This is a genomic window from Leptothoe sp. PORK10 BA2 (genome assembly GCF_034932105.1).
Lineage (GTDB): Bacteria > Cyanobacteriota > Cyanobacteriia > Phormidesmidales > Phormidesmidaceae > Leptothoe.
Genome location: NZ_JAYGIG010000007.1, coordinates 1 through 25,209 on the forward strand (window position 1 = coordinate 1; position 25,209 = coordinate 25,209).

23 protein-coding genes are annotated in these 25,209 nt (G+C 51.7%); 11 read left to right on the forward strand and 12 right to left on the reverse strand.

Translation table 11 applies throughout. The features are described 5' to 3' along the window. Positions 1 to 114: 114 nt before the first annotated feature. Both VB741_RS03270 and VB741_RS03275 read right to left on the reverse strand, forming a co-directional pair. The gene (locus VB741_RS03270) at positions 115 to 327 is read right to left on the reverse strand and encodes a hypothetical protein (RefSeq protein WP_323363713.1); all 213 of its coding nucleotides are present in this window, start codon (positions 325 to 327) and stop codon (positions 115 to 117) included. Between the two features lie 74 nt (positions 328 to 401). After that, positions 402 to 1,403, reverse strand: coding sequence for an endonuclease/exonuclease/phosphatase family protein (locus VB741_RS03275; RefSeq protein ID WP_323363714.1), 1,002 nt, complete (start codon positions 1,401 to 1,403; stop codon positions 402 to 404). 175 nt (positions 1,404 to 1,578) lie between these two features. Here VB741_RS03275 and cax point away from each other — a divergent pair, with 175 nt between their 5' ends. The 4 genes from cax (at position 1,579) to VB741_RS03295 (ending at position 6,654) form a co-directional block, all read left to right on the forward strand. Continuing rightward, a complete protein-coding gene (gene cax / locus VB741_RS03280) occupies positions 1,579 to 2,673 on the forward strand; it encodes a calcium/proton exchanger (RefSeq protein WP_323363715.1) in 1,095 nt (364 codons plus the stop codon). A 130-nt stretch (positions 2,674 to 2,803) separates the two neighbouring features. Next, complete coding sequence (locus VB741_RS03285) at positions 2,804 to 3,658, forward strand: aminotransferase class IV (protein WP_323363716.1); 855 nt, start codon at positions 2,804 to 2,806, stop codon at positions 3,656 to 3,658. A gap of 82 nt (positions 3,659 to 3,740) precedes the next feature. After that, positions 3,741 to 5,585 carry an ATP-dependent zinc metalloprotease FtsH3 gene (ftsH3, locus tag VB741_RS03290; RefSeq protein WP_323363717.1) on the forward strand — a complete coding sequence of 615 codons (1,845 nt, stop codon included), beginning with the start codon at positions 3,741 to 3,743 and terminating at the stop codon, positions 5,583 to 5,585. A gap of 319 nt (positions 5,586 to 5,904) precedes the next feature. Beyond that, entirely contained in the window at positions 5,905 to 6,654 is a 750-nt protein-coding gene (locus VB741_RS03295) for a bifunctional 4-hydroxy-2-oxoglutarate aldolase/2-dehydro-3-deoxy-phosphogluconate aldolase (protein ID WP_323363718.1), read from the forward strand. Here the strand turns inward: VB741_RS03295 and VB741_RS03300 are convergent. Beyond that, positions 6,595 to 6,927: a DUF565 domain-containing protein gene (locus VB741_RS03300; RefSeq protein ID WP_323363719.1), complete on the reverse strand. Its 333-nt coding sequence runs from the start codon at positions 6,925 to 6,927 to the stop codon at positions 6,595 to 6,597. The genes VB741_RS03295 and VB741_RS03300 overlap by 60 nt on opposite strands. A 76-nt stretch (positions 6,928 to 7,003) precedes the next feature. Further along, a complete protein-coding gene (locus VB741_RS03305) occupies positions 7,004 to 9,325 on the reverse strand; it encodes a pentapeptide repeat-containing protein (RefSeq protein WP_323363720.1) in 2,322 nt (773 codons plus the stop codon). 275 nt (positions 9,326 to 9,600) lie between these two features. Between VB741_RS03305 and VB741_RS03310 the strand changes: the two genes are divergently transcribed. Then, a complete protein-coding gene (locus tag VB741_RS03310) occupies positions 9,601 to 10,002 on the forward strand; it encodes a hypothetical protein (protein WP_323363721.1) in 402 nt (133 codons plus the stop codon). 129 nt (positions 10,003 to 10,131) lie between these two features. Here VB741_RS03310 and VB741_RS03315 read toward each other — a convergent pair whose 3' ends face one another. The 5 genes from VB741_RS03315 to petB all read right to left on the reverse strand — a co-directional run bounded on the left by VB741_RS03315 (position 10,132) and on the right by petB (position 13,885). Continuing rightward, positions 10,132 to 10,569: a hypothetical protein gene (locus VB741_RS03315; RefSeq protein ID WP_323363722.1), complete on the reverse strand. Its 438-nt coding sequence runs from the start codon at positions 10,567 to 10,569 to the stop codon at positions 10,132 to 10,134. A 59-nt stretch (positions 10,570 to 10,628) separates the two neighbouring features. Then, positions 10,629 to 11,813, reverse strand: coding sequence for a glycosyltransferase (locus VB741_RS03320; protein WP_323363723.1), 1,185 nt, complete (start codon positions 11,811 to 11,813; stop codon positions 10,629 to 10,631). Positions 11,814 to 11,959: 146 nt separating this feature from the next. Beyond that, positions 11,960 to 12,382, reverse strand: a complete 423-nt coding sequence (locus VB741_RS03325; RefSeq protein ID WP_323363724.1) for an ATP-binding protein — start codon at positions 12,380 to 12,382, stop codon at positions 11,960 to 11,962. A gap of 188 nt (positions 12,383 to 12,570) precedes the next feature. Next, on the reverse strand, positions 12,571 to 13,053 hold the full coding sequence (petD, locus tag VB741_RS03330; protein ID WP_323363725.1) for a cytochrome b6-f complex subunit IV: 483 nt from the start codon (positions 13,051 to 13,053) through the stop codon (positions 12,571 to 12,573). Positions 13,054 to 13,216: 163 nt separating this feature from the next. Further along, positions 13,217 to 13,885 (reverse strand): cytochrome b6, encoded by a 669-nt coding sequence (gene petB, locus VB741_RS03335; RefSeq protein WP_323363726.1) that lies wholly within the window; start codon positions 13,883 to 13,885, stop codon positions 13,217 to 13,219. A 405-nt stretch (positions 13,886 to 14,290) separates the two neighbouring features. Here petB and ctpA point away from each other — a divergent pair, with 405 nt between their 5' ends. Together ctpA and VB741_RS03345 are read left to right on the forward strand one after the other, a co-directional pair. Further along, on the forward strand, positions 14,291 to 15,526 hold the full coding sequence (ctpA, locus tag VB741_RS03340) for a carboxyl-terminal processing protease CtpA (RefSeq protein WP_442786279.1): 1,236 nt from the start codon (positions 14,291 to 14,293) through the stop codon (positions 15,524 to 15,526). A 15-nt stretch (positions 15,527 to 15,541) separates the two neighbouring features. Further along, entirely contained in the window at positions 15,542 to 16,831 is a 1,290-nt protein-coding gene (locus tag VB741_RS03345; RefSeq protein WP_323363728.1) for an HD domain-containing protein, read from the forward strand. Between the two features lie 198 nt (positions 16,832 to 17,029). Here VB741_RS03345 and VB741_RS03350 read toward each other — a convergent pair whose 3' ends face one another. Further along, positions 17,030 to 17,803 carry an MBL fold metallo-hydrolase gene (locus VB741_RS03350; protein ID WP_323363729.1) on the reverse strand — a complete coding sequence of 258 codons (774 nt, stop codon included), beginning with the start codon at positions 17,801 to 17,803 and terminating at the stop codon, positions 17,030 to 17,032. 116 nt (positions 17,804 to 17,919) lie between these two features. Between VB741_RS03350 and VB741_RS03355 the strand changes: the two genes are divergently transcribed. Together VB741_RS03355 and VB741_RS03360 are read left to right on the forward strand one after the other, a co-directional pair. After that, a complete protein-coding gene (locus VB741_RS03355; RefSeq protein WP_323363730.1) occupies positions 17,920 to 19,368 on the forward strand; it encodes a site-2 protease family protein in 1,449 nt (482 codons plus the stop codon). A gap of 393 nt (positions 19,369 to 19,761) precedes the next feature. Next, a complete protein-coding gene (locus VB741_RS03360; protein WP_323363731.1) occupies positions 19,762 to 20,235 on the forward strand; it encodes a hypothetical protein in 474 nt (157 codons plus the stop codon). A gap of 33 nt (positions 20,236 to 20,268) precedes the next feature. Here the strand turns inward: VB741_RS03360 and VB741_RS03365 are convergent, their stop codons facing one another. After that, the gene (locus VB741_RS03365; RefSeq protein ID WP_323363732.1) at positions 20,269 to 21,225 is read right to left on the reverse strand and encodes a phosphodiester glycosidase family protein; all 957 of its coding nucleotides are present in this window, start codon (positions 21,223 to 21,225) and stop codon (positions 20,269 to 20,271) included. A 138-nt stretch (positions 21,226 to 21,363) separates the two neighbouring features. Then, positions 21,364 to 22,356 carry a glycosyltransferase family 2 protein gene (locus tag VB741_RS03370; protein ID WP_442786280.1) on the reverse strand — a complete coding sequence of 331 codons (993 nt, stop codon included), beginning with the start codon at positions 22,354 to 22,356 and terminating at the stop codon, positions 21,364 to 21,366. A 530-nt stretch (positions 22,357 to 22,886) separates the two neighbouring features. On the opposite strand from VB741_RS03370, the gene VB741_RS03375 reads away from it, so the two are divergent. Further along, entirely contained in the window at positions 22,887 to 23,885 is a 999-nt protein-coding gene (locus VB741_RS03375) for a glycosyltransferase (protein ID WP_323363734.1), read from the forward strand. Between the two features lie 21 nt (positions 23,886 to 23,906). Further along, on the forward strand, positions 23,907 to 25,130 hold the full coding sequence (locus VB741_RS03380) for a glycosyltransferase family 4 protein (protein ID WP_323363735.1): 1,224 nt from the start codon (positions 23,907 to 23,909) through the stop codon (positions 25,128 to 25,130). Positions 25,131 to 25,209 lie beyond the last annotated feature (79 nt).

Consider the following 25,209-nt stretch of genomic DNA (forward strand, 5'->3'; position numbering starts at 1 on the left):
CGTTACCGCCTCGACGCTCACGGCGGCGGCCTAATTCCTCCTAAGCTGATGATACCCTCATATGCTCACCTTCAAGAAGTTGAAAGCTTCTGTATCAACTGATACGATTTGAATTTATAATTGCTGAATGATATAGCTCAGTAAGACTAGGGTTAAGGCGATCGCAACCGCTCCACCGCTGGACCCATTTCCCTGAATCACCGGCACCAAATCCGCCAGACTCGCCACGGGGGTGTAGAGCAAAATAGCGGCCAAAACAAATGGCGAACCGCCGATAATCGCGGCAAACAGTTCAAAGGGACCAAGGGAATACTTTAGCTGCTCCATGGGATGTGATGCATATCTGGACAGTTATGGCTTCATCAGAGAACGTTGTCTTTCCGATGAGCCCACAATTCAACTCATTTCAGGGTAAAGGTCATCATCAGCGGTAGGTGATCCGAGGCGGTGCCTATTTCCGCCACTACGCGGGTGTCCTTGAGCTCGATGGTTGCTGGCGTATAAAATAGATAATCCAATTTATGTTCGGGCGATTCAGAGGGGAATGTGGGCTGGTTAGTCCATTGGTCTTTGGCTAGGGCTGTTGTAAATAGAGCCGACTCGGCCATGATTTCAATCGATCGGTCTCCCTCCTCGGGACGATTGATCGCACTATTAAAGTCGCCCACCACCAGCACTGGATAGTCTTTGGCATAGGTCTCAGCTATCCCTCTCACGGTGCGGGTTTGCTGAAACCGTGTCGGGTTATCAAAGGCTTCTAAATGGACATTGATTACCACTAACGGCCGATTGTTAATGTCGATTTTGGTTACTTGGGCTAACCGATCCAGGTAAACGGCATTGTAGAAAAATGGACGGCTTGCCACCTTTTCCAGGACAGTCCGCTGATTTTCTGTAATTGGATAACGGCTAAGCACCGCCTGACCCGAGACGATTTTTCCAAAGTGAGCTGATATGGGCCAATAGGGAAAAGGAACGTAGTTTTTGTTCCAGTTTATTGCCAGACCGGCATTGGCTAATCCCAAGGCATTGGCCAATGCCTCTAGCTGATTGACGTTATAGGAACGTTTGGAGTTAAGGTCAATTTCTTGGTAAGCAATGATGTCAGGATTGATGGCGCGGAGGGTGGCAATCACAGCGGCCAAATTGTCATCAAACAATGTTTTAGGTCTAGCCACTGCCTCTTGATTAGTTAATCCTGATAGGTAGCCAATGTTATAGGACACCAGGGTCAGTGGCTTACCTTCAGACGCAGAGCCATCAACATCAGCGCTATCAGCGCTGTAGGTCAGGATATCCGTATAGTTTTCGCGCGGATAGCTACCGGATGTTGCCCAGGCATAAAACACTGCCAGGGTCAGGACCAGAGCACCTGATAAAGCTAGAGTCACCTTCAAAATCATGCCGCCCTTCCTCGCTCCGTTACTGTTCCTAGTAATCAATCTAAGGCTCTAGCGCTGATGGTCTTCAGATACCGGCATAACTTGTAAAGTTCATCCCAAGAATCGTTGGAATTATTCCCCCAGTTGTCCATACTTTGGTTAATCTGATGATGCTCAATGATGCTTTAGTGCTTCCATGCCTGTCAAAAATCTGATTTTCTTTGGTTTGCTGGTATTTGTACCCATTTCTGGGGCAGCTCATTTCCTCGGTTGGGGTGAACTGGCTGTCTTTGCCACAGCCGCTATTGCCATTATTCCGTTAGCCGGCTGGATGGGCCAAGCTACCGAGGAAATTGCGGTGGTTGTGGGGCCGTCCCTGGGGGGCTTGCTCAATGCCACCTTTGGCAACGCCACCGAATTGATTATTGCCCTGGTTGCCCTTAATGCAGGGTTAATCAACGTGGTGAAATCCAGTCTTACCGGCTCGATCATTGGGAATCTACTGCTGGTCATGGGCCTATCCATGCTGTTGGGGGGCATCAAGTTCAAGGAGCAAACCTTTCAGCCGGTGATTGCCCGCATGAATGCGTCGTCTATGAATCTGGCGGTGATTGCGATTTTGCTCCCAACGGCGGTGGATTTTACGTCTCCGTCTATTACGGAGCCCACCCTACAGCGGTTGTCCGTGGCTGTAGCTATAGTCCTGATTATGGTTTATGGCCTCACCCTGCTGTTTTCCATGAAAACCCATGCCTATCTTTTCGATGTAGGCACGGCAGAGGAAGAAGGGGTGGAAGAGGATCATGGTGAAGCTCCAAATTTGTTCCTGTGGATTGGGGTTCTATTAGCGGCCACCCTGGTGGTGGCTGTGGAGTCCGAGTGGCTGGTGGGCTCCTTAGAAGTGGCCACAAAACAATTGGGACTGTCGGAGCTATTTACCGGGGTAATTTTATTGCCCATCATCGGTAACGCTGCCGAGCATGCCACGGCGGTCACCGTAGCGCTGAAAAACAAAATGGATCTTTCCTTGTCTGTGGCAGTGGGGTCCAGTATGCAGATTGCCCTGTTTGTGGCTCCGGTGCTGGTGATTGCGGGTTGGCTGATGGGTAAGCCGATGGATCTGGACTTTAATAATTTTCAGCTGATTGCCGTGGCCGTATCGATTTTGATTGCCAACTCCATTAGTAGTGACGGTAGCTCTAACTGGTTAGAAGGGACGCTATTGCTGGCGACTTACATCATCATTGGTCTGGCCTTTTTCTTCCATCCCATGATCGAAGGCATTGGTTAAATTCGCAGTAACTACTGTTCAATCAGCCCACCCGACCGATTGATCCAGATGGGAGCTAAGGCAGATTATGATTTGCCTTGAGCAAGACCTTAAAAGTTGCCTCCGGTGACCCCTCACACTAGGTTGCAGAATGCCAGTTTGGTTTGCAGGAAAACGATATGGGCATGGGCAACTATCGATTGCTCCTAGTCATCCAGCCTTGGCCTATGGGGCCAGTGTATTCACAACGATGCGGGTTTATGAGAATAGCCTGGAGCATCCGTTGACGGATTGGGGGGCGCATTGCGATCGCATCTCCCAATCCCTACACCTATTTCACTGGCCCCAGCCCAACTGGCCACGCGTTACCGAAGGCTGTCGGACAATGCTGGCTGACTACCCAGTGTTGCGGCTCGCCATCCTGGCCGATGGCACTGAGCTGATCAGCGGTCGTCCCCTACCCCTCAACCTAGCGCAGCAACAAGCTGACGGGGTAACCGTTTGGGTGGCCCAAGGCCCCCAGTACCAACGCAGTTTACCCCACCACAAAACCGGCAACTATCTTCCCTGCTGGTTAGCCATGCAAGGGGCCCAAACCCATGGAGCCCGTGATGCCATCTTGAGTACCCCCGCTGGAGAATGGCTAGAAACCAGCACCGGTAATCTTTGGGGCTATGCTCAGGGGCAATGGTGGACTCCCCCCTTGGCAAGCGGTTTACTCCCCGGCATTAGCCGTGCCCGATTAATCAAAGCCTTATTAGCTAATCAAACCGTTGCTGAAACCCCTTGGGCCCCGGACCTGGTTGGGCAATTCGAATGTTTAGCCTACAGCAACTGTGTCGTGGGTCTGATGCCAATTCACACAGTCCTGCTGGGGAATATTAAACTAAACTATAGTTCTACCCATGCAGGTCTAAACGCCCTCAGACAGATGTTTTACCGGCCTTCGATGCGCGAACAGACTTGCTTAACTGAGCCGGCCGTGCAAAATCCTGAAATGCGTTAACATAAGTTAACAACTTTCCAATCAGCATAGGCAAGCTCGCTAAAATTGCTGAAAATTACAAACTTTAGGAGGCTTACTCCCTGTGAATAAGCGCTGGAGAAACGCTGGACTTTACGTATTGCTAGTGGTTGTCGTCATTGCACTGGCAACCGCATTTTTCGAACAACCCCGCATTGAAACCGAATCATGGCGCTATAGCCGCTTCATTAATGAAGTTGAAAATGGCTCTATTGAGAAGGTTTATATTAGTGCCGACCGTAGCCAGGCGCGCTTTCCCGACCCGACTGGTGAAGAGCGGCGGGTTGTGGTTAACCTGCCCAGCGACCCCGGCCTAGTCGATATCCTTACCGAGAACTCGGTCGATATTGAAGTTCAGCGTCAGGCTGAAGAAAACCGGCTGCTGCAGGTACTTAGTACCTTGCTGATTCCCATTTTGCTGCTGGTGGTGCTGTTCTTTGTCCTGCGCAGAGCCCAAAACGGCCCTGGTAGTCAGGCCATGAACTTTGGTAAGTCCAAAGCTCGGGTGCAGATGGAGCCCCAGACCAAGGTTACCTTTGGCGATGTGGCTGGGATTGACCAGGCCAAGCTGGAGCTAACTGAGGTCGTCGACTTCTTGAAGAATGCCGATCGCTTCACCGCCGTTGGTGCCAAGATTCCCAAGGGTGTCCTGCTGGTGGGACCTCCAGGTACGGGTAAAACCCTGTTAGCTAAGGCCGTGGCCGGTGAAGCAGGCGTACCTTTCTTTTCCATCTCGGGTTCTGAATTTGTAGAAATGTTTGTGGGTGTGGGTGCTTCCCGCGTCCGCGATCTGTTTGAGCAGGCTAAGACCAATGCTCCCTGCATTGTTTTTATTGACGAGATTGACGCCGTAGGCCGTCAGCGGGGCGCAGGTCTTGGGGGTGGCAACGATGAGCGTGAGCAGACCCTGAACCAGTTGCTGACCGAGATGGATGGTTTTGAGGGTAACACTGGCATCATCATCATCGCCGCCACTAACCGTCCCGATGTGCTGGATGCCGCTCTCCTACGTCCAGGTCGTTTTGATCGCCAAGTGGTGGTGGATCGTCCTGACTACTCCGGTCGTCTGGAGATTTTGAGCGTCCATTCTCGCGGTAAGACCTTTAGTAAGGATGTCGACCTAGAGAAGATTGCCCGTCGCACTCCTGGGTTCACCGGTGCTGATCTGTCTAACCTACTGAACGAATCAGCTATTTTGGCGGCTCGTCGTAATTTGACTGAAATCTCCATGGACGAAGTCAACGATGCGATTGATCGCGTCTTGGCGGGGCCTGAGAAGAAAGATCGGGTGATGAGTGAGAAGCGTAAGTCTTTGGTGGCTTACCATGAAGCGGGCCATGCCCTTGTGGGTGCGCTAATGCCAGACTACGATCCTGTACAGAAAATCAGTATTATTCCCCGTGGTCAAGCGGGTGGTCTAACCTGGTTTACCCCCAGTGAAGAGCGTTTGGAATCCGGTCTGTATTCCCGCTCCTATCTGAAAAATCAAATGGCTGTCGCCCTGGGCGGTCGTTTGGCTGAGGAAATTATATTTGGGGATGAGGAAGTTACCACGGGTGCTTCCAACGACCTACAGCAAGTGGCTCGTGTGGCTCGTCAAATGGTGACTCGTTTTGGCATGAGCGAAAAGCTCGGTCCAGTGGCCTTAGGACGGCAGCAGGGAAATCCTTTCCTCGGCCGTGACATTGCTTCAGAGCGAGACTTCTCCGAGGAAACGGCGGCTGTGATTGATGCAGAAGTCCGTAGCTTGGTTGATGTTGCCTACGATCGGGCTAAGCAGGTTCTGGTGGAAAACCGCAATGTTCTGGATCAACTAGCGGCCATGCTAGTGGATAAGGAGACAGTGGATTCCGATGAACTGCAGCGCTTGCTCATTGACAACAACGTCAGCATGGCGAGCATTGCTTAGGTAATGTCTATCCGTATGGGTGGTATATCCATCCAATAGGCGTTTCTCAGTCTTATTCCTAAAGAGTTTGACATTCAAAGCCGCAGGTTTTCCTGCGGCTTTTGTTTTGGTTACGGGTGTTTCCATCTGTCCTGGGCACCCTATATTTCGTTACATGGGTTGGTGAATCTTTACCACTGATTACACAAGTAACAACTTCTGTATTGCAAATTGGTCTAAAAGCCTAAGAGGTGCACTTAAATATGATTGGCAGTTGCACAATGGGCGTAACACCAGATCCACTTTAAATGCCCACTTCAAATGCCCCCTTTAGTAATTTATGACAGCACTACATTCGGTCCCCCAGCGGGTTAAGTCGCGACAGCCCGTCGAATATCAGCAGCGGTGGCTCCGTACGTTACGCAGTCATCGGGTGATTGCCGTCATTCGCGCAGAGACAGTGGAGATCGGCTTAAATATGGCCGTAGCGGCGGCGGAAGGGGGTATTCATTTACTAGAAATTACTTGGAATAGCTATCAGCCGGTTGCTTTACTGCAGGCGATTCAAAAGGCTTTGCCCCATTGCACCGTGGGTGTGGGGACGATTCTGACGGAAGAGAATTTGCGGGTTGCGATCGCAACCGGGGCCCAGTTCTGCTTTAGCCCCCACACCTCCCTCGATTTGTTAAACCATGGCCGAACGGTTCACATCCCCACCGTGTCGGGAGCCATGACCCCAACGGAAATATTAACCGCTTGGGAGGCCGGTGCCACCAGCGTTAAGGTATTCCCCATCAAGGCCTTTGGCGGAGCCACCTATCTCGAATGTTTACAGGGTCCCATGGGACATATTCCCCTCATTCCTTCAGGGGGAGTCACCGTTGAAAATGCAGCGGATTTATTAGCAGCTGGGGCCACGGCCGTGGGTATTTCCAGTGGCTTATTTGAAGATGGACATGTGCGTCACCAAGACTGGCGAGGGATTCAGCAGCGGGCGGTCCAACTCCTCAAATCCATTGATTCGATGACCCTAGCTGCCGAGTTTAAAAGCTTCAACAAAGAGCCCGTAGATCATGCCCAATTTAAATGAGTTGAGCATTTCAGGTAGCACCGTGCGCTGATCTTGGACTCGTGACCGGTGATGGACCCAGCTAATCAGCTCCACCATAGCCACTAAAATGGCGGCGATCACAATATCCACTTCGGCTGTTTGACCCGACGTAGATGCAATGGCCGTGGCAAAAAAATTGCCAAACAGTAAACTGATGACGGCTAAAGAAATCCGTCGCCAAGGGTTAAAAACCCATTGGCTAAAGCGGCGGCTTGCTTGCTCCACTAACGTGTTTAACCGAGTCCGTTGCATAGGCGCTAATGATCCTTTAATCCAAACCCGGCCTATAGATCCGCCCTCACAGCCGTACGTAGACCATAGGCACTATTTACAGGCTGTCCTGACAGTTGGGATGAATGCCCCCCTGGGTACAAATGTAGTTTAACTGGCGGCTATCCAAGTTGCGCGCCCGGCTAAAATTGACGCCCCGCAGATGGTTGCCTGAACTCAACTGGGCGTTGGGGGTAATAAAACTGTTATTAACATTGGCGCCGTCATGGAAGATGGCACCAGCCAAGTCGGCATCGGTCAGGTTTACCCCGGTCAGCTGGGCCTGCCTCAGATCAGTATCTCGCAAATTCGCCTGTCTCAAATCCGCCTGACTAAAGTTGACACTGTCCAGGTTCGCCCCTTGAAAATTAGCCCTGGTCAGGCTGGTTTGGCTAAAATCTGCGCCAATCAAGTTGGCCCCCACCCAGTCTGACTGGGGTAGGGTTGCTTCAGTCCAACTGCTGTGGGCCGCTTCAACTCGATTGAGTCTGGCTTGGGTAAAGTCGGCTCCGTTAAAGACTGCCTGGGTCAGATCCGCTCCCACCAAGTTGCTTCCTTGCCAATGACTTTGGGGGGCATGGACATGGACTAGTTGCGCATTGGTCAGTTGGGAGCGCTCAAGATTGCCATAGGCTAAATTGGCATCCTTAAGGTCAGCTTGCCTGAGGTTGGCATTGGTTAGCTGTGCGCCCTGTAAATTGGCTTCCTCCAGGCTGGCGGCCACTAAGATGCTGCCCGTGAAGTCGCTGATCCTGTCGTCATAGGAGTCAGCTCTGCCATCTGCCCCCACATCAAAAAAGCTGGCTCCCGCTAGGTTAGCCTGGCTGAGGTTGGCCCCCTGCCAGCTGGTACCCGCTGCCAGTAACCCCGGCTGAATGAGACGAAAGGTCCGGTGCGCGTCATGGTAATGGCCCAGGTTAATGCGATCTAAGCGGGTGCCGACCAGCTCATTGCTGTGGATGGCTAGGAGCTTTGCGATCGCACCCTGCACCACATGGCGCTGTTCTAGACGGCTGTGGCGAGTGTCGGCATCTAAGGGTTGTTGTAGATCATGCTCGAGGGCGCGGCTCAACGCCAACAGCGGTGACAGGCTATCCAGCCCTTGGCTTACCAGGGCCTGTTGAATAGTGGCTAGGGTTTCTGGTTGAGAGGTTTGACTCAATAGATCGGTCAAATATTGGGCAGTACGGGGGTTTTCCACCTGGCCCAGCATCAAGATGGCCGCGCTATAGTCTCCCCCAGATTGAGCCTGGGCCGAGAGGGCCTGGGCCGTTTGTAAAAAAACATCCTCCTCAGCCTGGGCTTTAGCCGGTGATTGAGTCACTCGACCCAGACCAAAGCCAGCAGCACAGGCCGCCACCATGCCACAGGTCAAGAGCAACCATGAACGTCTTTCCGGTTTAGCTGGTTGATTGACCAAAACTAATCTACCGCCGCCATTTTGCTGGGCTGGTAAAGCCCGAGGGGCTAAAACGATGGAAGTTAGATTTCCCTCGGCTTCCGTCAGCCACCAGTCATCGTCATTGGCGGTTTCACCGTAGAGTTGAACCGCCTCGTTGCCTTCAGATAAGAGCGCATCGCTCCAGGGCGGAGAATACACCAAGGACTCCCCCCGAGCCGGAGACGCGACCCACGGTGGCTCATTCACTAGGGTGTTGTTGTACATGGGTAGGTATCCAGCCGTTGCTATCTCTACCTGGGTTTTGGCTAGACGATCATGCCATGATCGTTTACTGGTTGAGACTGCCGTTGCGCCCTCAACCAGGGCCAGTAGACCCACCATGACTGGAGTCAGCAGGCCCAAGGAAAAATTAGTGGCCAGACTAATCCCCCCGACGATAATTAGGGGTGCACCCCAGCGCCCCAGCTCTCGGAACAAAACCTGGGGCAGCTTAAGCGGTCCACTGGCCGTTGAAATCACCCGAATCCCTAACCATCGCCTGGGCCAAGTCTGACCTGTACGGCCCATCTGTACCAGCTGTCCGCCGGCGATTACCACAGGTGTTATCAGCGCCACGGTCCAGAGAATATTGGTGGCGTAGGGTACGGTACGATGCAGTTGATGGGGCGGTACCTGGGCGATGCGAGCCCAGCCCTTTTGGGCATTGCTGACGAGGGGATTGAGGGCTACTAACCCATCGGCTTGGTTTACCCCCGAGGTTTGCTGATGGGCAGTGTCTTCAGCGATTTCTTCAACGATCGGGGGCAAATGGGGATTCATCAAGGCATATTGCCCTGCTGCCCAAGGCAAAGCAGCACCCATGGCCACCAGACCGACTTCTAGGCTCCAAGCCGCCAAACGTCTACAGCCCAGCCAGGCTGACCGTGTTTTTGGGACCAGCACCATTGAGTTTTGAGCATTCATGATCTGCTGCGCCATTTAGCAACCTTGCTATTTCCAACAACTCCAAGAGTCTTATCCTAATCTGGCGGGGCTAAACCCGTTAATTGTCACTGTCTATTAAATCGTCTGGTCTAGATAATACAGGCTATACAGCAATTCCAGTTGATTAAATATTGATAAACTGGCACATTGCTAATTAGGTTAGCTGTCTGCTGCCACTAGTATTGGCTTATACATTCTCAGTGAATGTGCTTCAGACAAATACCAGTTTTCTCGTAAGGCTACCCTATTAAGTTGCCGAGGCGCTATCCATGAAAAACATTGCTCCTAAGAACATTGCTTCCTTTTTAATTGCTGCCACTGTGGTAGCTGCCCCCACTGCTGCTGTTTATGGTCAGTCAGCCACGGCAATTAGCGGCATGAGCGGTGGTGCTCAAACCTCTGCAGAATGCGGTTTTGTGCCCGCTCAGCCCCATTACTCGTTCACCATTACCCAGCCCACGGCTTCGGTCTCGATTGAGGTTTCCGGCTCCAATGATTACACGCTGCTCATGGTCGGGCCTGATAACAACTCCCGTGAGTGCATCCTAGCCCATGATTTTGATGGTGGTGCCATTCAATCCCGAGGCCTCTATAAGTCCGGTACCTATCGTCTTTATGTGGGTGATATAGATGGTGCCAGTGCGCCGTTTACCCTGACTGTCCAGCAGTAATTTCGAATCTCAAGGTTGATGGTTGATTCTCCACAAAAAGCCCCTGACAATGCTCCGTCATCTGTCAGGGGCTTTTTGTCGAATTAATTCCCTGCTTTGGGTCAATAGTTTCAATTTTGGGGGGTGTTTTTAAGGGTCTGCGGGTGGCAGAACGTCGACATCCACAATGGTGACCTCGTCCGTATCCTCAGCATCAGTCCTGACGGACTCAACATTGATCACATTGACATCAATGGTCCCTTCGGCAGCCGCCCGGGCAAAGATACCATCCTTTGCCTGCAGCTCTACGCCACAGCTAGGGCAGACCATAGGTATGGTGCGGAATCCGGTCAGGGGCTGGGCGCAGGAGGGGCAGGGACCTTCGACCAGATTGCGTCTCAGCCAAAATTGTACGCCTACCACCAAGACGATTGGCACGGCAATTAGCAGGACAACTAGGATTAACAAAGACTTTAATAGCCAACCAACGCCTACGGTGGTCACGAGTCCGAAACCGATGGCTAGGGCGAGCCAGCATCCCATGCCAGAAAAGTTTAACTGTAACTGTCTAAACCCGTTGGGAGCCATACCACCGCCTCCTATGGCCGTTAGATCTATATCTTATAGTGTTGGCCCGTTGTCCTATCCTATGTTCGCAGTTTACTTTGGGATTGATGAAGATCCTCGGTTTTAACTGTGGAAGCGTTTTCTAATAGCAGCTGTAGCTGGTGGGCCAAAGCCGTTTTGCTGAATTTAGCTAAGGTTTGTTCCCGCAACCAGGGACCATCGCAACGGCGATCCTTGCCCTGTAACGCCTCAATACAGGCTGTTGCTACTGCATCCGGATCTCGATGGGGGACACGCCAGCCCAGACGGCCATCCTGTAGCGGATCCGCTGATCCATCGTCGTCCCCCGAAATTACTGAAATACCGCAGGCCATTGCCTCTAGGTACACAATGCCAAAGCCTTCCTGGGAGGGCATAACATACACATTGGCGAGACGATAGTGGTCGACGAGTTCTGCGTTGGGGACAAAGCCTGCAAATATCACCCGCTCGGCTACTCCCAAGTCTTGGGCTAACTGGGCTAACCGGGGCTGATCGTCCCCCCGGCCAATGACCAGATACTTGATGTTGGGACAGGTTTTGACGATCTCGGGCAGTGCTCGGATCGTGACATCTACACCCTTGTAGGGATCGCCTCGCCATAGTCGGGCCACAGTCATCAATACCTGGGCGTCGGTGAGGCCATAGCGCTGCTGTAGTTCGGGGTTTGCGATCGCAGGGGTAAACCCCTGGCCATCAACGGTGCACGGCAGAATATCAATCCGTTCAGCGTCCAATTGATTTGCCTTACAGGCTAGGGTGCGACTATACCGACTAATGGTCCAAATGCTCTCTGCGTTCCTGAGGGCATTCCTTTCCGAGGGTTTTAAGGGAAACCAAACTTCTTTGCCATAGGTAAGCACGGTATAGGGCACCTGGGCTAACCTTGCCAGCTGGCTCACCATGGTCACCAGATTAATATGACCACAAAATAGGCGGCGGGGGCGTTTCAACAGTAGGTGCCATGCTAAAGCCAAGGTCAGACGAATTCTATCGGCCATGGGGTGACCCGACTGGAAACAGTGAAACCTAAAGAGGGCAAAGAATTCGGGAGGGATATCCCTGGGGCGATCGCGCAGCAAAAAAATATCTGCTGCCTGGCTTCCGCTTCGATCGGCATATGCGGTCAGGATGTCCTTGATATAGGATTGAATCCCCCCCTCACAACCAAATACTTCAATAAAAACAAATGTATTGCTTTTCCATGGGTCATGAGCTAATTGCATCAGCAATGCTCCAGTTTAATAAGTATGTCAGTTATGTATGGTACTCAGAATGCCCACCATCCCCATATTAGAAAGCTCTAAACCCAGCAGGTTTAGAGCTTTCTAACTAATATACTTTGCCAATTCCAAAGGAGAGCTAGCCAACTTTACGAGGGTGTGGGGCATTTAACGATGCGCAGACAATTTCGCCCTAAGTCATTCCGTTCATAGTCAACATTGTCAGCCAGCCGACGCATCAAAAACCAACCATAGCCGCCTTCCTTAAGGGTGCCAGGTTTTGGCTCAGTTAGCTGACTGGGATCAAACGGGCCGCCCATATCCCATATTTGCACTTCCAACTTTTCCTGCCAAAGTAGCAGATCTATTTCAATGGGAGTGTCTGTTGGTAGATGGGAATGGGCATGTCTAACAGCATTGGTAAACCCTTCAGCCAAGGCTAAATTAACCTGATCAAAAACGGACTCAAGCCAGGGCAGTTTTGACGCGGCACAAAAACCATCAAACCATTGCTGCACTTGAGTTAAGTCTTCTAGTTTACTTTGAACTATCAACTGATCTTGCTTTAACATGTCCGACTAACCGGCACGTTCGCACCATTAGTTTGCCCGAAATCAAGTGAAAAATCGATAGGTAGACCCAGGATGATGACTATCTTAGTGGTATCTTGACACATCAAAAAGCTTCTTGAAGGTTCGCATACATAAAACGAACTTTCAAGAAGCTAATCAGGACTGCCCTTAGACAAAATAACTAACGTCTAGAAAAGACCTAGGGTTAGGGACGTGTCAATTGGAAGAGCTGCGCCAATACCTAGCCATAGGGTGGCTAGAGTACCAAACAAAAATACCGCTGTTGCTACCGGGCGGCGGAAAGGATTCTGAAACTTATTCACACTTTCAATGAAGGGAATCAGCATCAGGCCAAGGGGAATAGCGGTCTGCAATGCGATTCCCAAAAGCTTGTTAGGTACAACCCGAAGAATTTGAAATGCGGGATAGAGATACCACTCGGGCAGAATCTCAAGAGGGGTGGCAAATGGATTGGCTGGCTCCCCGATCAGGGCCGGATCTAAAACCGCTAGTGACACACAGCAGGCAATGGTGCCCAAAATCACGACGGGAAAGATGTAAAGCAAATCATTTGGCCATGCGGGCTCACCATAGTAGTTGTGGCCCATGCCTTGCTTCAGTTTCTCTCTTAGTTGAGGATCACTGAGGTCAGGCTTTTTGATCGTTGACATAGCTCAAACTGTCTCCTAATTTACCTTTAAACAAAATGGTCGGTCCGGTAAGACCAGCTTAACTCTGAAACCAATTGGAAGCCACATTGGGCAATCAACCAAAATACTTTGGCATGGTCAAGACCCATGAGTAATTGGGCCAGAGCTAAGCTGATGCAATTGCTTACAAAGGACCGGAGATGCCTTGCTTACGAATCATCAAGAAGTGAGTCAACATAAACACAGCCATCAGCCATGGCAGCACAAAGGTGTGCAGGCTGTAGAAGCGAGTCAGCGTAGCTTGGCCAACGCTTTCACCGCCACGAATAAACTCAACCATCAAGCCACCCACAACGGGGATAGCACTAGGAACACCCGATACAATCTTGACCGCCCAGTAGCCAACCTGATCCCAGGGGAGGGAATAGCCGGTGACACCAAAGGACACGGTAACGACAGCCATGATTACACCCGTAACCCAGGTCAACTCACGGGGGTTTTTGAAACCACCTGTGAGGTAAACCCTAAAGACGTGCAGGATCATCATCAGAACCATCATGCTGGCGGACCAACGATGGATAGAGCGAATCAGCCAACCAAAGCTGACATCGGTCATTAGATACTGAACGGAATTGAAAGCTTCTACTACGGTGGGCTTGTAATAGAAGGTCATGGCAAATCCAGTGGCAAACTGGATGACGAAGCAAACCAGGGTAATGCCACCCAAGCAATAGAAGATATTGACATGGGGGGGGACATACTTACTGGAAATATCGTCGGCGAGAGCCTGAATCTCAAGCCGCTCGTTAAACCACTGATAAGCCTTAGAGTCTGTGACTTGCTTAGTAAACATGAAGCGCGGATATATAAAATAGATCTATGCCGTTACTAAAAAATGTAACACAGTGGCCTTTGAGAAACTTCCCATTTAGAAACTTTCCTCGTCGACTAGGACCCCATTTCAGATGGCTTAAAGCCCTGTGAATCAACGAATCGCCTAGAATTATCGGACATTTTGACGGCGGCTAAATATCTCAGCTTCGAGTTAATCTTTCGCTGAGAGTTGGTTACAAAACTTTACCTTTTGCTCGTTGATGATAAGGGGTAATTGAATTCTAGTTACGACGGGGTGGTGATCACAGTATTCTGAGGAAATCGATATGCTGGCTAGATAAGGATGATTTTGGTTGTCCTATCTGGTTGGGCAGAAGGGGATGCTTTTGCTTGAGCAGCGATGATGTTGGAACTGTGGCGAAGAATGAGAAAAACTGGGCGGCTACGCGTAGTTATTTTGAGAGGTATCTGTGCGATATGTATCGCGACGGTTCTGAGTTTGGGACTGGCAAATCCGCCAGCGTTTGCTTTTACAGAGCAGCAAAAGTTGGTGATGGAAGTTTGGCGCATTGTTAATCGGGCCTATGTGGACGAGACCTTTAACCATCAGAACTGGTGGTTTGTCCGTGAAAAGGCGCTTAAGCGTCGTCTGAATACCTGGGAAGATACCTATCAAGAAGCCCAGGCAATGTTGCAGAAGCTGGAGGATCCTTACACCCGGTTTTTGCCCCCGGAGCAGTATCAAAGTTTGCAGACTAATACGTCTGGAGAGCTGCTGGGGGTGGGTTTGCAAATTGCCAAGGATGATAATAATCAGCATTTAAGGGTGATTGCCCCCATTGCCGGTTCTCCGGCAGAGCGGGCGGGGGTATCCCCCAAGGATGAAATTGTTGCCATTAATGGGGTGGCTACCCAATCTTTTTCATTGGATGAAGCGGCCGCCCGCATGCGCGGGCCAGCGGGTACTATTGTCACCCTCAAGATTGAACGGGGCGAGGAGGAGTCATTTGAGGTGAATCTGACCCGTGAGCGGATTAATCTCAATCCTGTGTTTTCTGAATTGCGTTCTGAGGGGAATCAGTCGATTGGTTATATTCGACTTGGGCAGTTTAATGGCAATGCGGTAGAGGATATTCGAGCGGCGATCGCCACCCTAGAGCGGCAGGATGCGGCTGGTTATATTCTGGATCTGCGGAATAATCCGGGTGGATTGTTGCAGGCGGGCATCGAAATCGCTAGACTCTGGCTGGATCAGGGCACCATCGTATACACCGTCAATCGCCAAGGTGTTTTGGATAGCTTTGAGGCTGGCCCCGGAGCCCTGACCCAGGACCCGTTGGTGTTGCTGGTCAATGGGGGGACGGCCAGTGCCAGTGAAATTTTAGCTGGAGCCCTCCAGGACAATGGTCGTGCCCAACTGGTGGGGGAAACCACATTTGGTAAGGGATTGATTCAATCTTTATTTGATTTGCCTCATGGGTCTGGTCTGGCGGTAACGGTGGCTAAGTATGAGACGCCGGATCACCATGACATTAATAAGTTGGGGATCACTCCTGATCGGGTGGTGGAGACTGCGCCCCTTGCCCGTGAGCAGTTTGCCACTAGCGAGGATGGGCAATATGTGGCGGCGGTTGAGGTGTTAATGCAATCGTTGATGTAACCCATGCCATAAGCTGTGCTGCCGAAAACTCGTACGTATCACGATCCGCTCCATGGTGCTATCACCCTAGATAGTGCTAATCGGGTGGAGGCTTTGCTGATTGAACTGATTGATACGTCAGTGTTTCAGCGGCTCAGACGGATTCGTCAGCTGGGGCCAGCTAGCTTGACATTTCATGGTGCGGAAGGGTCCCGCTTTACCCATTCCTTGGGGGTGATGGCCATTGCTAGGCGGGCCTTTGACCGATTAGCGGCGCTCTATCCCGTGCTGGATCAATATCGGGCGGCTGTCCTGTGTGCGGCTTTACTCCATGATGTGGGTCATGGCCCCTTTAGCCACACGGCGGAGGAGGTGTTTGGGGGACACCATGAGCATTGGACTCGGCGGATTCTGGAGAGTGCTCCGGAGGTGCGGAGGCTGTTGGATGGGTTTTCTTCGGATTTGTGGCTTGAAATTGCCCAAATTTACCAACATCAGCATCCGGTGCCCTGTGTGTGGCAGTTGGTGTCGAGTCAGCTGGATTGCGATCGCATCGACTACCTGATGCGGGACAGCTATTTTACGGGGGCGTCCTATGGTCAGTTAGATCTCGATCGCATTCTCCTCGCCCTAGACTATGACCTCGCCAGTCAGCAGCTGATTGTGGCCAAGAAAGGACTGGGGGCCATTGAGCATTATTTAGTGGTGCGTTACTTTATGTACGCTCAAATTTATAACCACCCCAAAAATCTGGTGGCCACCTGGGTATTGGAGCAGACGATCCACCGAGCCCGAAAACTGATGGCGGAGGGTGCCCTAGAAGCCGATGACACCATGGCTGCCTGGCTCAGCCACAGCATTGACGAACTGCCCCTAGACAAGTATTTGGCTCAAGATGACTATGTTTTGCACTATCACCTCCAGCGATGGCAAACCCATGGCGATGGGGTATTAGCAGACCTGTGTCAGCGGTTTGTTAACCGTCGGCTACCCAAGGCAACGGAAATTAGCCACTATACCTATGCCCAGCAAACCGATATTTTAGCGGCCGCCCGTCGCCAAGCCTATGGTTTGGTGCCGGACACCGACATTTACCTGGGCCTGCGCCACACTCGCAATCGAGGCTATACCCTTTACCAGCGAGGTATTAAGCTCAAAATGCCTGGGGAGCTAGTGGCCATCAGTCAGCTGTCGCCCTTGGTCCGAACCCTGATTCAACCCTGCCATCGCACCTGGTTATTGCATCCAGCGGAGCTACCGGTAGCTAAAATTTTGGCAGAATTTAAGTTAGGGGCTGGGGACAGTGAGATAGCTGATGAATTTTGAGGGGACTAACTCAAAGCGGGACGTTTTCCTAAGGATAGTATTCAGGAGTCAGGAGTCAGGAATCAGGGCGTCACTGGCTTCTGGCCCCTGATTCCCCACCTAGCCAGGATTTCCCGGCTTAAGTTGATACCCAATTTTGAGTGGATTTTCTTGGTCTGAGTCCGTAGTTAAACTGGTTAACTCAAAATTCAACCATGGTTAAAGCAGCGCTTGGCTCTTAGCCATGACCTGCAGGTCTAGGTGAGTCAGTTTTTCGTAGGCCTGCTCGATATAGCGTTTACCTCTGAGGAAGCCCGTATTGGCCCCTGGGCAGATGTAGCCCAGGGTCTGGGGGGTGAATTCATCTAATAGGCGTTGGATCTGTTGGAGTTGACGGGGCCAGTGAAAGGTTTTGGAAACCCGTAACGGTGCTGCTCCTCCCTGGCGGGTGGGCAAAATATGGCGGCCCGTGAACAGGATGCCCCCATGGGTTGAGCTGTAGAGACAGGTTGCTCCAGGGGAGTGGCCAGGGGCCCAGAGCAGTCGATGATGGGGGGTTAAAACTAGCTCCCGATGAAATGGGTGGGTCTTAATTTGGGGCAGTAAGTAGGCTTCTTGTTCTTGCACAACGACATCACAGTCAAACCGTGATTGCCAGTCGCGGACACGACTGCTGCCACCGCGATGGGTGATCACTAGCCACCGTATTCCGCCCTGCTGGGCAATAAAGTCTAAATTGGTATCAGTCCAGGCCGGACAATCGACCAAAATATTATGTCTTTCCAGCGCATTATCAGCTGATGCTGCTATATACGTTATTAAATAAGCGGTGCCGCCTAAGGTTTCGCGATTGGGTGAAAAGGCATAGAGTGTTGGATCGATATCAAAGACTGGCTGGGGTAATTTTGGAGCCGATGGGTTGGCTGGGTTGGCTGGAGTAGTTCCGCTAGTTGCGGGGCTGCTGCTGTCCGGGGTTGTTTCTGAGGTAGACACCAATATCTCCGAAGACGTCATTGCGCCTGCCCATTGCCCCTAGCTCGTTGTTCCTAGCCGATGGATCCGCCTGGTATGGTGAATCAGGATGCTAACGGGGGTAGCATTGGGGCCTTATGACATTTGTACTGTTATCGATTTTACTGGGAATCTTGACCTACTGGGTGATTAGCCGTGGTGTGTCCACCATGACTCGTTCGCCTGTTTGGCTGTTGTGGCTGATAGTCATGACGCCGATTTTAGCGCTAACGGTATGGGTGCTACGGTATGGTCGGAATACTCCCCCTAACCTTTCGATTTTAGGGCTATTTGTTATTTGTCCCTTGGTTTATACCTGGGTGGTGCTGTTGGGACGGCGTTCCCCGGCGGAGATAGGGGCGGCGGTGGAAAAACCTCTCCGTCAGGCCCCGCCACCGCCGCCGCCATTAATGGAGCGGGAAGAGGAGGCTCGCCTGCGGGCCTGTTTCCCATGGTCTGTTTACTTTCTGCAAACGATTGAGTGCCGTCAGCAGGTGATGGTTTGTCGGGGACGGCTGAAGGCAACGGCGGCGGTGGCCCATAGTACGGTCCAGCAAAATGTGCGATCGCAATTTGGCGAACAGTTTTTAGTGGTGTTGCAGACAGAGCGGAATGGTCATCCCGTTTTTACCCTGGTGCCTAATCGACCCCCGTCAAACCCATCCCAGGGAAGCGGTTGGCTGTTGTCCTTGGTGTTATTTGTCCTGACCCTGGGGACGACCACCCTAGCCGGGTTGTTATTGGTGGGTGATTTATCCTTCTCGGCTTTGAGAGCGCAGCCGATCATTTTGGTCAAAGGGCTGGGCTACAGTCTGACCGTGATGCTGATTTTGTCGGTGCGGGAGCTGATGCACTACGCCACGGCCCGCCATTACAACATTGCAGCGGCGGCCCCAGTGTTTATTCCAGTGCCCTATTTTCTGGGGACTGTCGGTGCCTTTGTGAGCATCAAATCACCGGCCCCTAACCGTCGGGCGTTGTTTGATCTGGGGTTAACGGGGCCATTGGCAGGATTCATGGTGTCCCTACCCATTTTGATCTGGGGGGTGGCCCATTCCCAGGTGGTGCCTCTGACAGCAGAGTCTGGGCTGTTTAATTTTCAGTCCCTAGATCCCAAGGGCTCAATTTTACTGGCGCTATTGAGTAAATGGGTCTTGGGGGGTAGCTTACAACTGGATCAGGCGCTTGATTTACATTCGGTTGCGATCGCAGGATGTTTAGGGTTGGTATTGACGGCCCTGAATCTTATGCCTGTCGGCCAGCTAGATGGCGGCCACATTGTCCATGCCATGTATGGCCGCTGGGGTGGCGCAGCCATTGGCAACATTGCCCGAGTTTTAGTGGCTGCGATGGCCTTTATTCAATCAGCGTATTTGCTGTGGGCGCTGTTACTGATCTTCATGCCGAGCCGAGACGACCCTGCCCTGGATGATATCAGTGAGCTAGACGGTGTCCGCGATGTTTTGGGGCTAATGGCCATGGCTCTTTTGGTGTTGATTATTCTGCCCATGCCCCAGACCCTGAGTGCGCTGTTATTTTCAACCTGAACTTTAGGGCCTACTTTAAAAGATTCAGTTTTGTGAAAGCCTTGTATACCAAAACCAATGGAACGAGGGCCTATCCTAAAGGCATGCAGCCATGGTTATGGATAGTCAAAATTAGACTAAGGGCTAGGAATCAAGTATGAATTCGTCAATTTTTTCCCTAATCTCTGCAAAAGGATATCTGGGCAGCCGTTACCCCCAGTAAGCCTAAATATAGGCTGAATTACACCGTCATGAAGGTTTTCCATGGGTACCCTAATGCGGTTTCACTAGGTTTCTCGGCATCTGTCTAGCCATCCATTTGTGAAGAACATTTGTCCGTAAGTTCATGATGGTTGTCCGTACTTCGCTTGGAGATGGCTGTAAACGTAAGAGATAGCGTTGAGCAGCCCCCCCATGACATTCTCCCCAGTGCCAAAACCGACCGTCAATTTTTTCACGTCAGCGATACTACTCTTTATTGGTAGCTTTGGCGGTACTCACCTAACTGCAGTAGTTGCCCCCTATTCTCAGTTCAGTGGCCTTGTGGGTTTCCTAATGTTTCCCATTGCCTTTCTAACGGGTATGCGACTGTGGCTCTGGGTTGATCTTCGGATAGAGGATTGTCGGTCATTCGTCACTAAGGCGAGGCACTCTCAAAAAAAGGCCCCTGGGCGTTTTCGAGGAGCCATTAGTTCCTTTGCGTTTGTGCTGACATCGGTGCTGGTATCGATGTTGTCGGGGCTAATTCTTACCCCACCTGCCATGCAAGTTGTGGTTGATCCAGGTTACAAAATGCTCATTACCGGTGGGACGATATACGGCATCATCTGCTGGGCCCTAATTCAGCTAGGTTATTTGCAGTATGGGGATGGTTATCCCACAGATTAACTGTCCTGCTACAGGTCTGGAAAGGTGCCCGGTTTATTCATCCGCTGATTGAGGTATTAACAATACGGATTTAACCGGGCGTTGTATTTTTTGACCCTGTTGATCCAATCGTCCATAGTACGTCCGGGCCTCCTCCCCATTGGCCAACCCTGGAGCGTGTATTGATGATGAGCTGCCGCCATCTAAGTTCAATACTTTTTGCGCACCTAGACTGTGCATAAATTCTGCTAGTTCCGCTAAGGTCATTCCTCCGGCTGGATTAGACTGAGCCACCATGACTCCAATTAGGGTGCCGTCCGACTGAATTCCAATGGCGCTACGGGCGTTTCGCTGCTGACTACCAATCGCGTCCCGGATTAGGGTGCCGTTGTCATAGTCGGTAAATCCCTCCCTTTGTGAGGTGTCATTGGGTAGCAGCTGTGGCCCTGCCCCTAGGGCACTGTGGAGATTGCAGCCCTGGGGAATCGGCGCGTTATGAAAGGTGATGTCGTAGCTAATGTGATCGGCACAGCTATAGCGTCGAAACTCAGAGCGGTTGAGAATTTGCTCCAAATAAATAGCTAGATCCGGATTATCCATTAACCGTTGGTTGTCCTGGGGATCTGCCACTAAGGTGCCATTAATCATGACGAACGAAGTGGTTTGACCATTATTGGGATCAAAAAAGCCTCCATTGAGGATGGCCAATGCGTCTGTTTCAGTGGCAAAGGCTGCCACCGTTTTTAGCTCCTCACTTACAGCCACCTCTACCGGATAATTAGGTGGAATCGTCACCACATGGGCCTGAGCAACGGTGGCACCGTCGTTAGGCCAGTTATATATGGCTACCGTGGGCTTAGGGGTTGCTAAATCTATAGCCTTTGGCCCGGTAGGTTCTGGTTGGGTTGAACATTGGGTCAGACTGAAGCCTAGTCCTATCAGCACCAATAGCTGGAGCCCCAGGCTTTTTTTATCCGGCTGCATTACGCCCGCCGTGCTTGCTTTAATCACGCTTTTATCCGGCTGCATTACGCCCGCCGTGCTGGTTTAATCACTGTCTTTATCCGGCTGCATTACGCCCGCCGTGCTGGTTTAATCACTGTCTTTATCCGGCTGCATTACGCCCGCCGTGCTGGTTTAATCACGTTTTTATCCGGCTGCATTGCGCACGCGTTCGCTGTAGTCTTGAGGGCGCAGTTGTCGAAACCCTTGAAAGGCTATCTGCCGTAGCCCTAGGGGTAAGTAGGATAACACCTTACCTAGCTGTGTTTTAGACGATATGGGGCCGCTGGCTGCGAGTTCTTGAATCAGTTGACGTCCCCGCTGGGCTTCACCTTTTTCAATCAGACGCATCGCCAGAACCTGCTTGAGGGTGCTGAGTTTTACTTGGCGGATGCGTTCTAGTTCAGGGCGCTGGGGGAAGTGATAGCTTTCTAGGCAAAAAATCTTGGCGGATAGAAAATGAATATCTTGTTTCAGACTGGTTTGTCCCCCATGGAAACGATATTCCATCAGCCGCTCAGGGATAAAGTAGCCGGTTTTGCCAGCGGTGGCTAGGCGCACCAATAGGTCAAAGTCTTCACAACCGTCGGCTTCAAATCGCATGAAGTCTACGTCTTTCAGGCAAGCTTTGCGAAACAGGGTGGACCCGACCTGTAAACTTTGGTGGACAAAGGTTTCCTGGAGTAAATCCTGGATCATGGCCTCTGCTAACCGGTCTTTGCCCCATTTAGCAGAGTTGGCGGCGGTGGCCATTTCATCCCGTTCGTTGCGGGCATTGATTACCCAGTGATCGGTACAGACAAAATCTATCTGGGGTTGGGCTGCCATAATGGCCACCGTGCGCTCTAAAAATGTAGCGGTCAAGGCATCATCGTCATCGAATTTGATGAAATAGTCTCCCTTGGCGGCGTCATAGCCTGAACGCATGTTGCGACTGCGTTGAATATTTTGGGGATGGCGGATGTAGTTAATGCGTGGATCGTCCCACTGGGCGACAACCTCGGCTGTATTGTCAGGAGAGGCGTCGTCACAGATCAGGAGCTCAAAGTCGCCAAAGGTTTGATTTAGGACACTATTGACGGCATAGGGCAGAATGTGGGCCCGATTGTAGGTAGGAATACAAATACTGACTTTAGGCACGGCACTATTCATTATCTATAGGGTTTATATGGATTATGTATGGGGTATGAATAATCTGGATGTTGCTGATGTGGCCTCTGATTTAATCTGAAGGCTCTTGGTATCAGCTGTTTCTTGCCGATGGAGGCATCTCATGAATCAGCAACGGTATAATCTGTAGCTCGGTTCTGTGTCGGTTGGGTAAACGAGTGATCTCCCTAATCCAAAGTTTAAGGGGGATTTAGAACTCGTTTGACTGTAGGTAAGGATTGCATAAAGATCTCTACCTCCAGGGTGTTGGCTTGATTGGAACTGCCAAAATTGATGGGTTACTGGAGAACCCATGGTTCGATGGGTAGTTGGATCGATAGGGGGATGAACCCTGGTCGTTGTTCAGAATGGTCGTTGTCAAGAACGGTCGTTGTCAAGAACGGTCGTTTTACTGGATGTGAAACTATAGGTTTCAACTTGGACCTGGTTTATATGTTAGTTCTCGACGGATTGGTGGCAAAACTACCTGTAGATGTCGCTGTAGATTGAGTTGAGTGCCGATGCCCCAAGCTTCTATGGTTGCCAACGAAATACCTCCCCAGGCCACAACATTTTTCCCGACGGTGTCGGTAATTGTGCCGATCTATAATGGCGAAACTGATTTGCCTGGACTGATTCAGTGTCTCCTAGGTCAAACCTATCCGGCGGAACGGGTGGAATATTTGCTGGTGGATAATGGTAGTTGCGATCGCACCCCCCACATCCTCCAGGAGTCCGTCGTCCAGGCCCAGTCCGCTGGACTCACCTTCAAGCACCTGAGTGAAACCCACATCCAAAGTGCTTATGCCGCCCGCAATACCGGCATCCGCGCCGCGACGGGGGAAATTTTAGCCTTTACCGATGCCGACTGTTATCCCGCCGCTACCTGGCTGGAGTCCCTAGTGCAGGGCTTTCAAGACAGCGAGGTGGGATTATGTGTGGGAGAAGTGACGGCGCTACCTGGCAACACCTGGCTGGAGCGCTATGCCGAGCGCAAAAACATCATGTCCCAGCGGGACACCCTGGCCCATCCATTTTGTCCCTACGGTCAAACCGCCAATATTGCCATTCGGGCCTGCGCCTTTGAAAAAATCGGTCTTTTTCGTCCCTATCTGACCACTGGCGGCGACGCCGACATTTGCTGGCGGTTACAGCGCGATGGGGGCTGGCAGCTGCACTATGCTGAAACTGCCACGGTGCAGCACCACCACCGCACCTCCTTCAAAGAACTCTACAAACAGTGGTATCGCTACGGACGGTCCAACCGCTATCTGCACCAGATCCATGGCATCAAGCTAACCCGTCCCCTGATGCCCCGCGAGATCCGCTATTCCCTAGCCCGCTGGCTAGTGAAGGAACTGCCAGTCGAATTCATTAAAGTATTGACGGGTAAAGCTGAGCCGATTGATTTAGCCATGACCCCCATTAGTCTTTACTGCTTTCGCGCCCGCACCCGAGGCCAGCGAGAATCCCAATTGCCAGAAAACGCCAAGGAAATCGCCCGGTTAGACAACGATTAAGTTCCCATCCCCTGAATCCCCATGCGTCTGCTTGTTCTTTCCCTCAATACGTTTCCTTATCCCCCGAGCCACGGCGCTGCTGAGGTCCGCACCTTTAACCTCCTGAGGCAGATTGGTCCGCTCCACGACATTACCCTGGTGGCCCATGCTACCCCCAATGCCACTGAGGAAAATATCCAGACGTTGAAAACCTGGGTCAAGGAAATTAAAATCTTTCCCGTACCTGACCAGCAAAAAACGCATCAGGATCGAAATCCCCTAAAGCAGGCCTTGCGTCTGGCCCAGTTTGTGATTACCGGCACCCCCCCTAGTGTCACCTTTCGGTTTTCCCCGGAGGTGTATACCTGGGTCACGCAGCAGGTGGACGCTGGTAACTACGATGCGGTGATATGTGAGCACGGTGTCAATGAGATGTACGTCCACCCTAAGTTGCGCCAGCAGGTAAAAACTGTGGCGGATATCCATAGCTCTGTCTATGGCTGGGTGTTTGATCATCTAGAGGCTGGAGCCTCAGAAAATCCATGGCGCGATCGGCTGTACCTGCCCCTGTTGGCCCGCTACGAAAAGCGATATTGCGCCAAATTCACCCATATTGTGGCCACCACCCCGGACGATCGAGCCCATCTACGGCGGCTGGTGCCCGATGCCAATATCACCATCGTGTCCACAGGGGTGGATCTAGACACCTCTCCCTATCGCTCCCATGACCCCGGCGGTCAGTCCCTAATTTTTATTGGGGCCATGGATTCGTCCCACAACATTGATGCGGCTTGCTACCTGGCACGGGAAATTTTTCCTCTGGTGAAACAGCGCTATCCAGAGGCGACGTTGAGTCTGGTGGGGACTCGCCCGGTACCAGCGGTGAAGGCGCTGGATGATATCCCCGGTGTGACCGTCACCGGGCGGGTGCCTTCGATTACGGACTGTTTACAGCGCTCAACCATCAGTGTGGTGCCACTCCGGGCGGGCCTGGGCATTAAAACCAAAACCCTGGAGTCCATGGCGGTGGGGGTGCCGGTGGTGGCTAGCGATCGCGGTCTTGAGGGGATGGAGGTGGATATCGAGGGGGTGCCCCTGCGGGCATTGCGGGCCAATCAACCTGAGGATTATGTAAAGGCCATTGGTCGGTTGTTTGAAGATACAGCCCTGCGGCAGCAGCTCTCCGAAAATGCCCGTCAAATGATTGAAGCTGAATTTACTTGGGAGTACCTCGGTCAACGTTACGCCCAGGTGCTATCCTCCTAGGCACTATCATCAGGCTAGAGTCCAGCCAGTCTAGTCCCTTTAGCTTAGTTCTGCTAGTCAGGATGGTTGATGTCTCTGT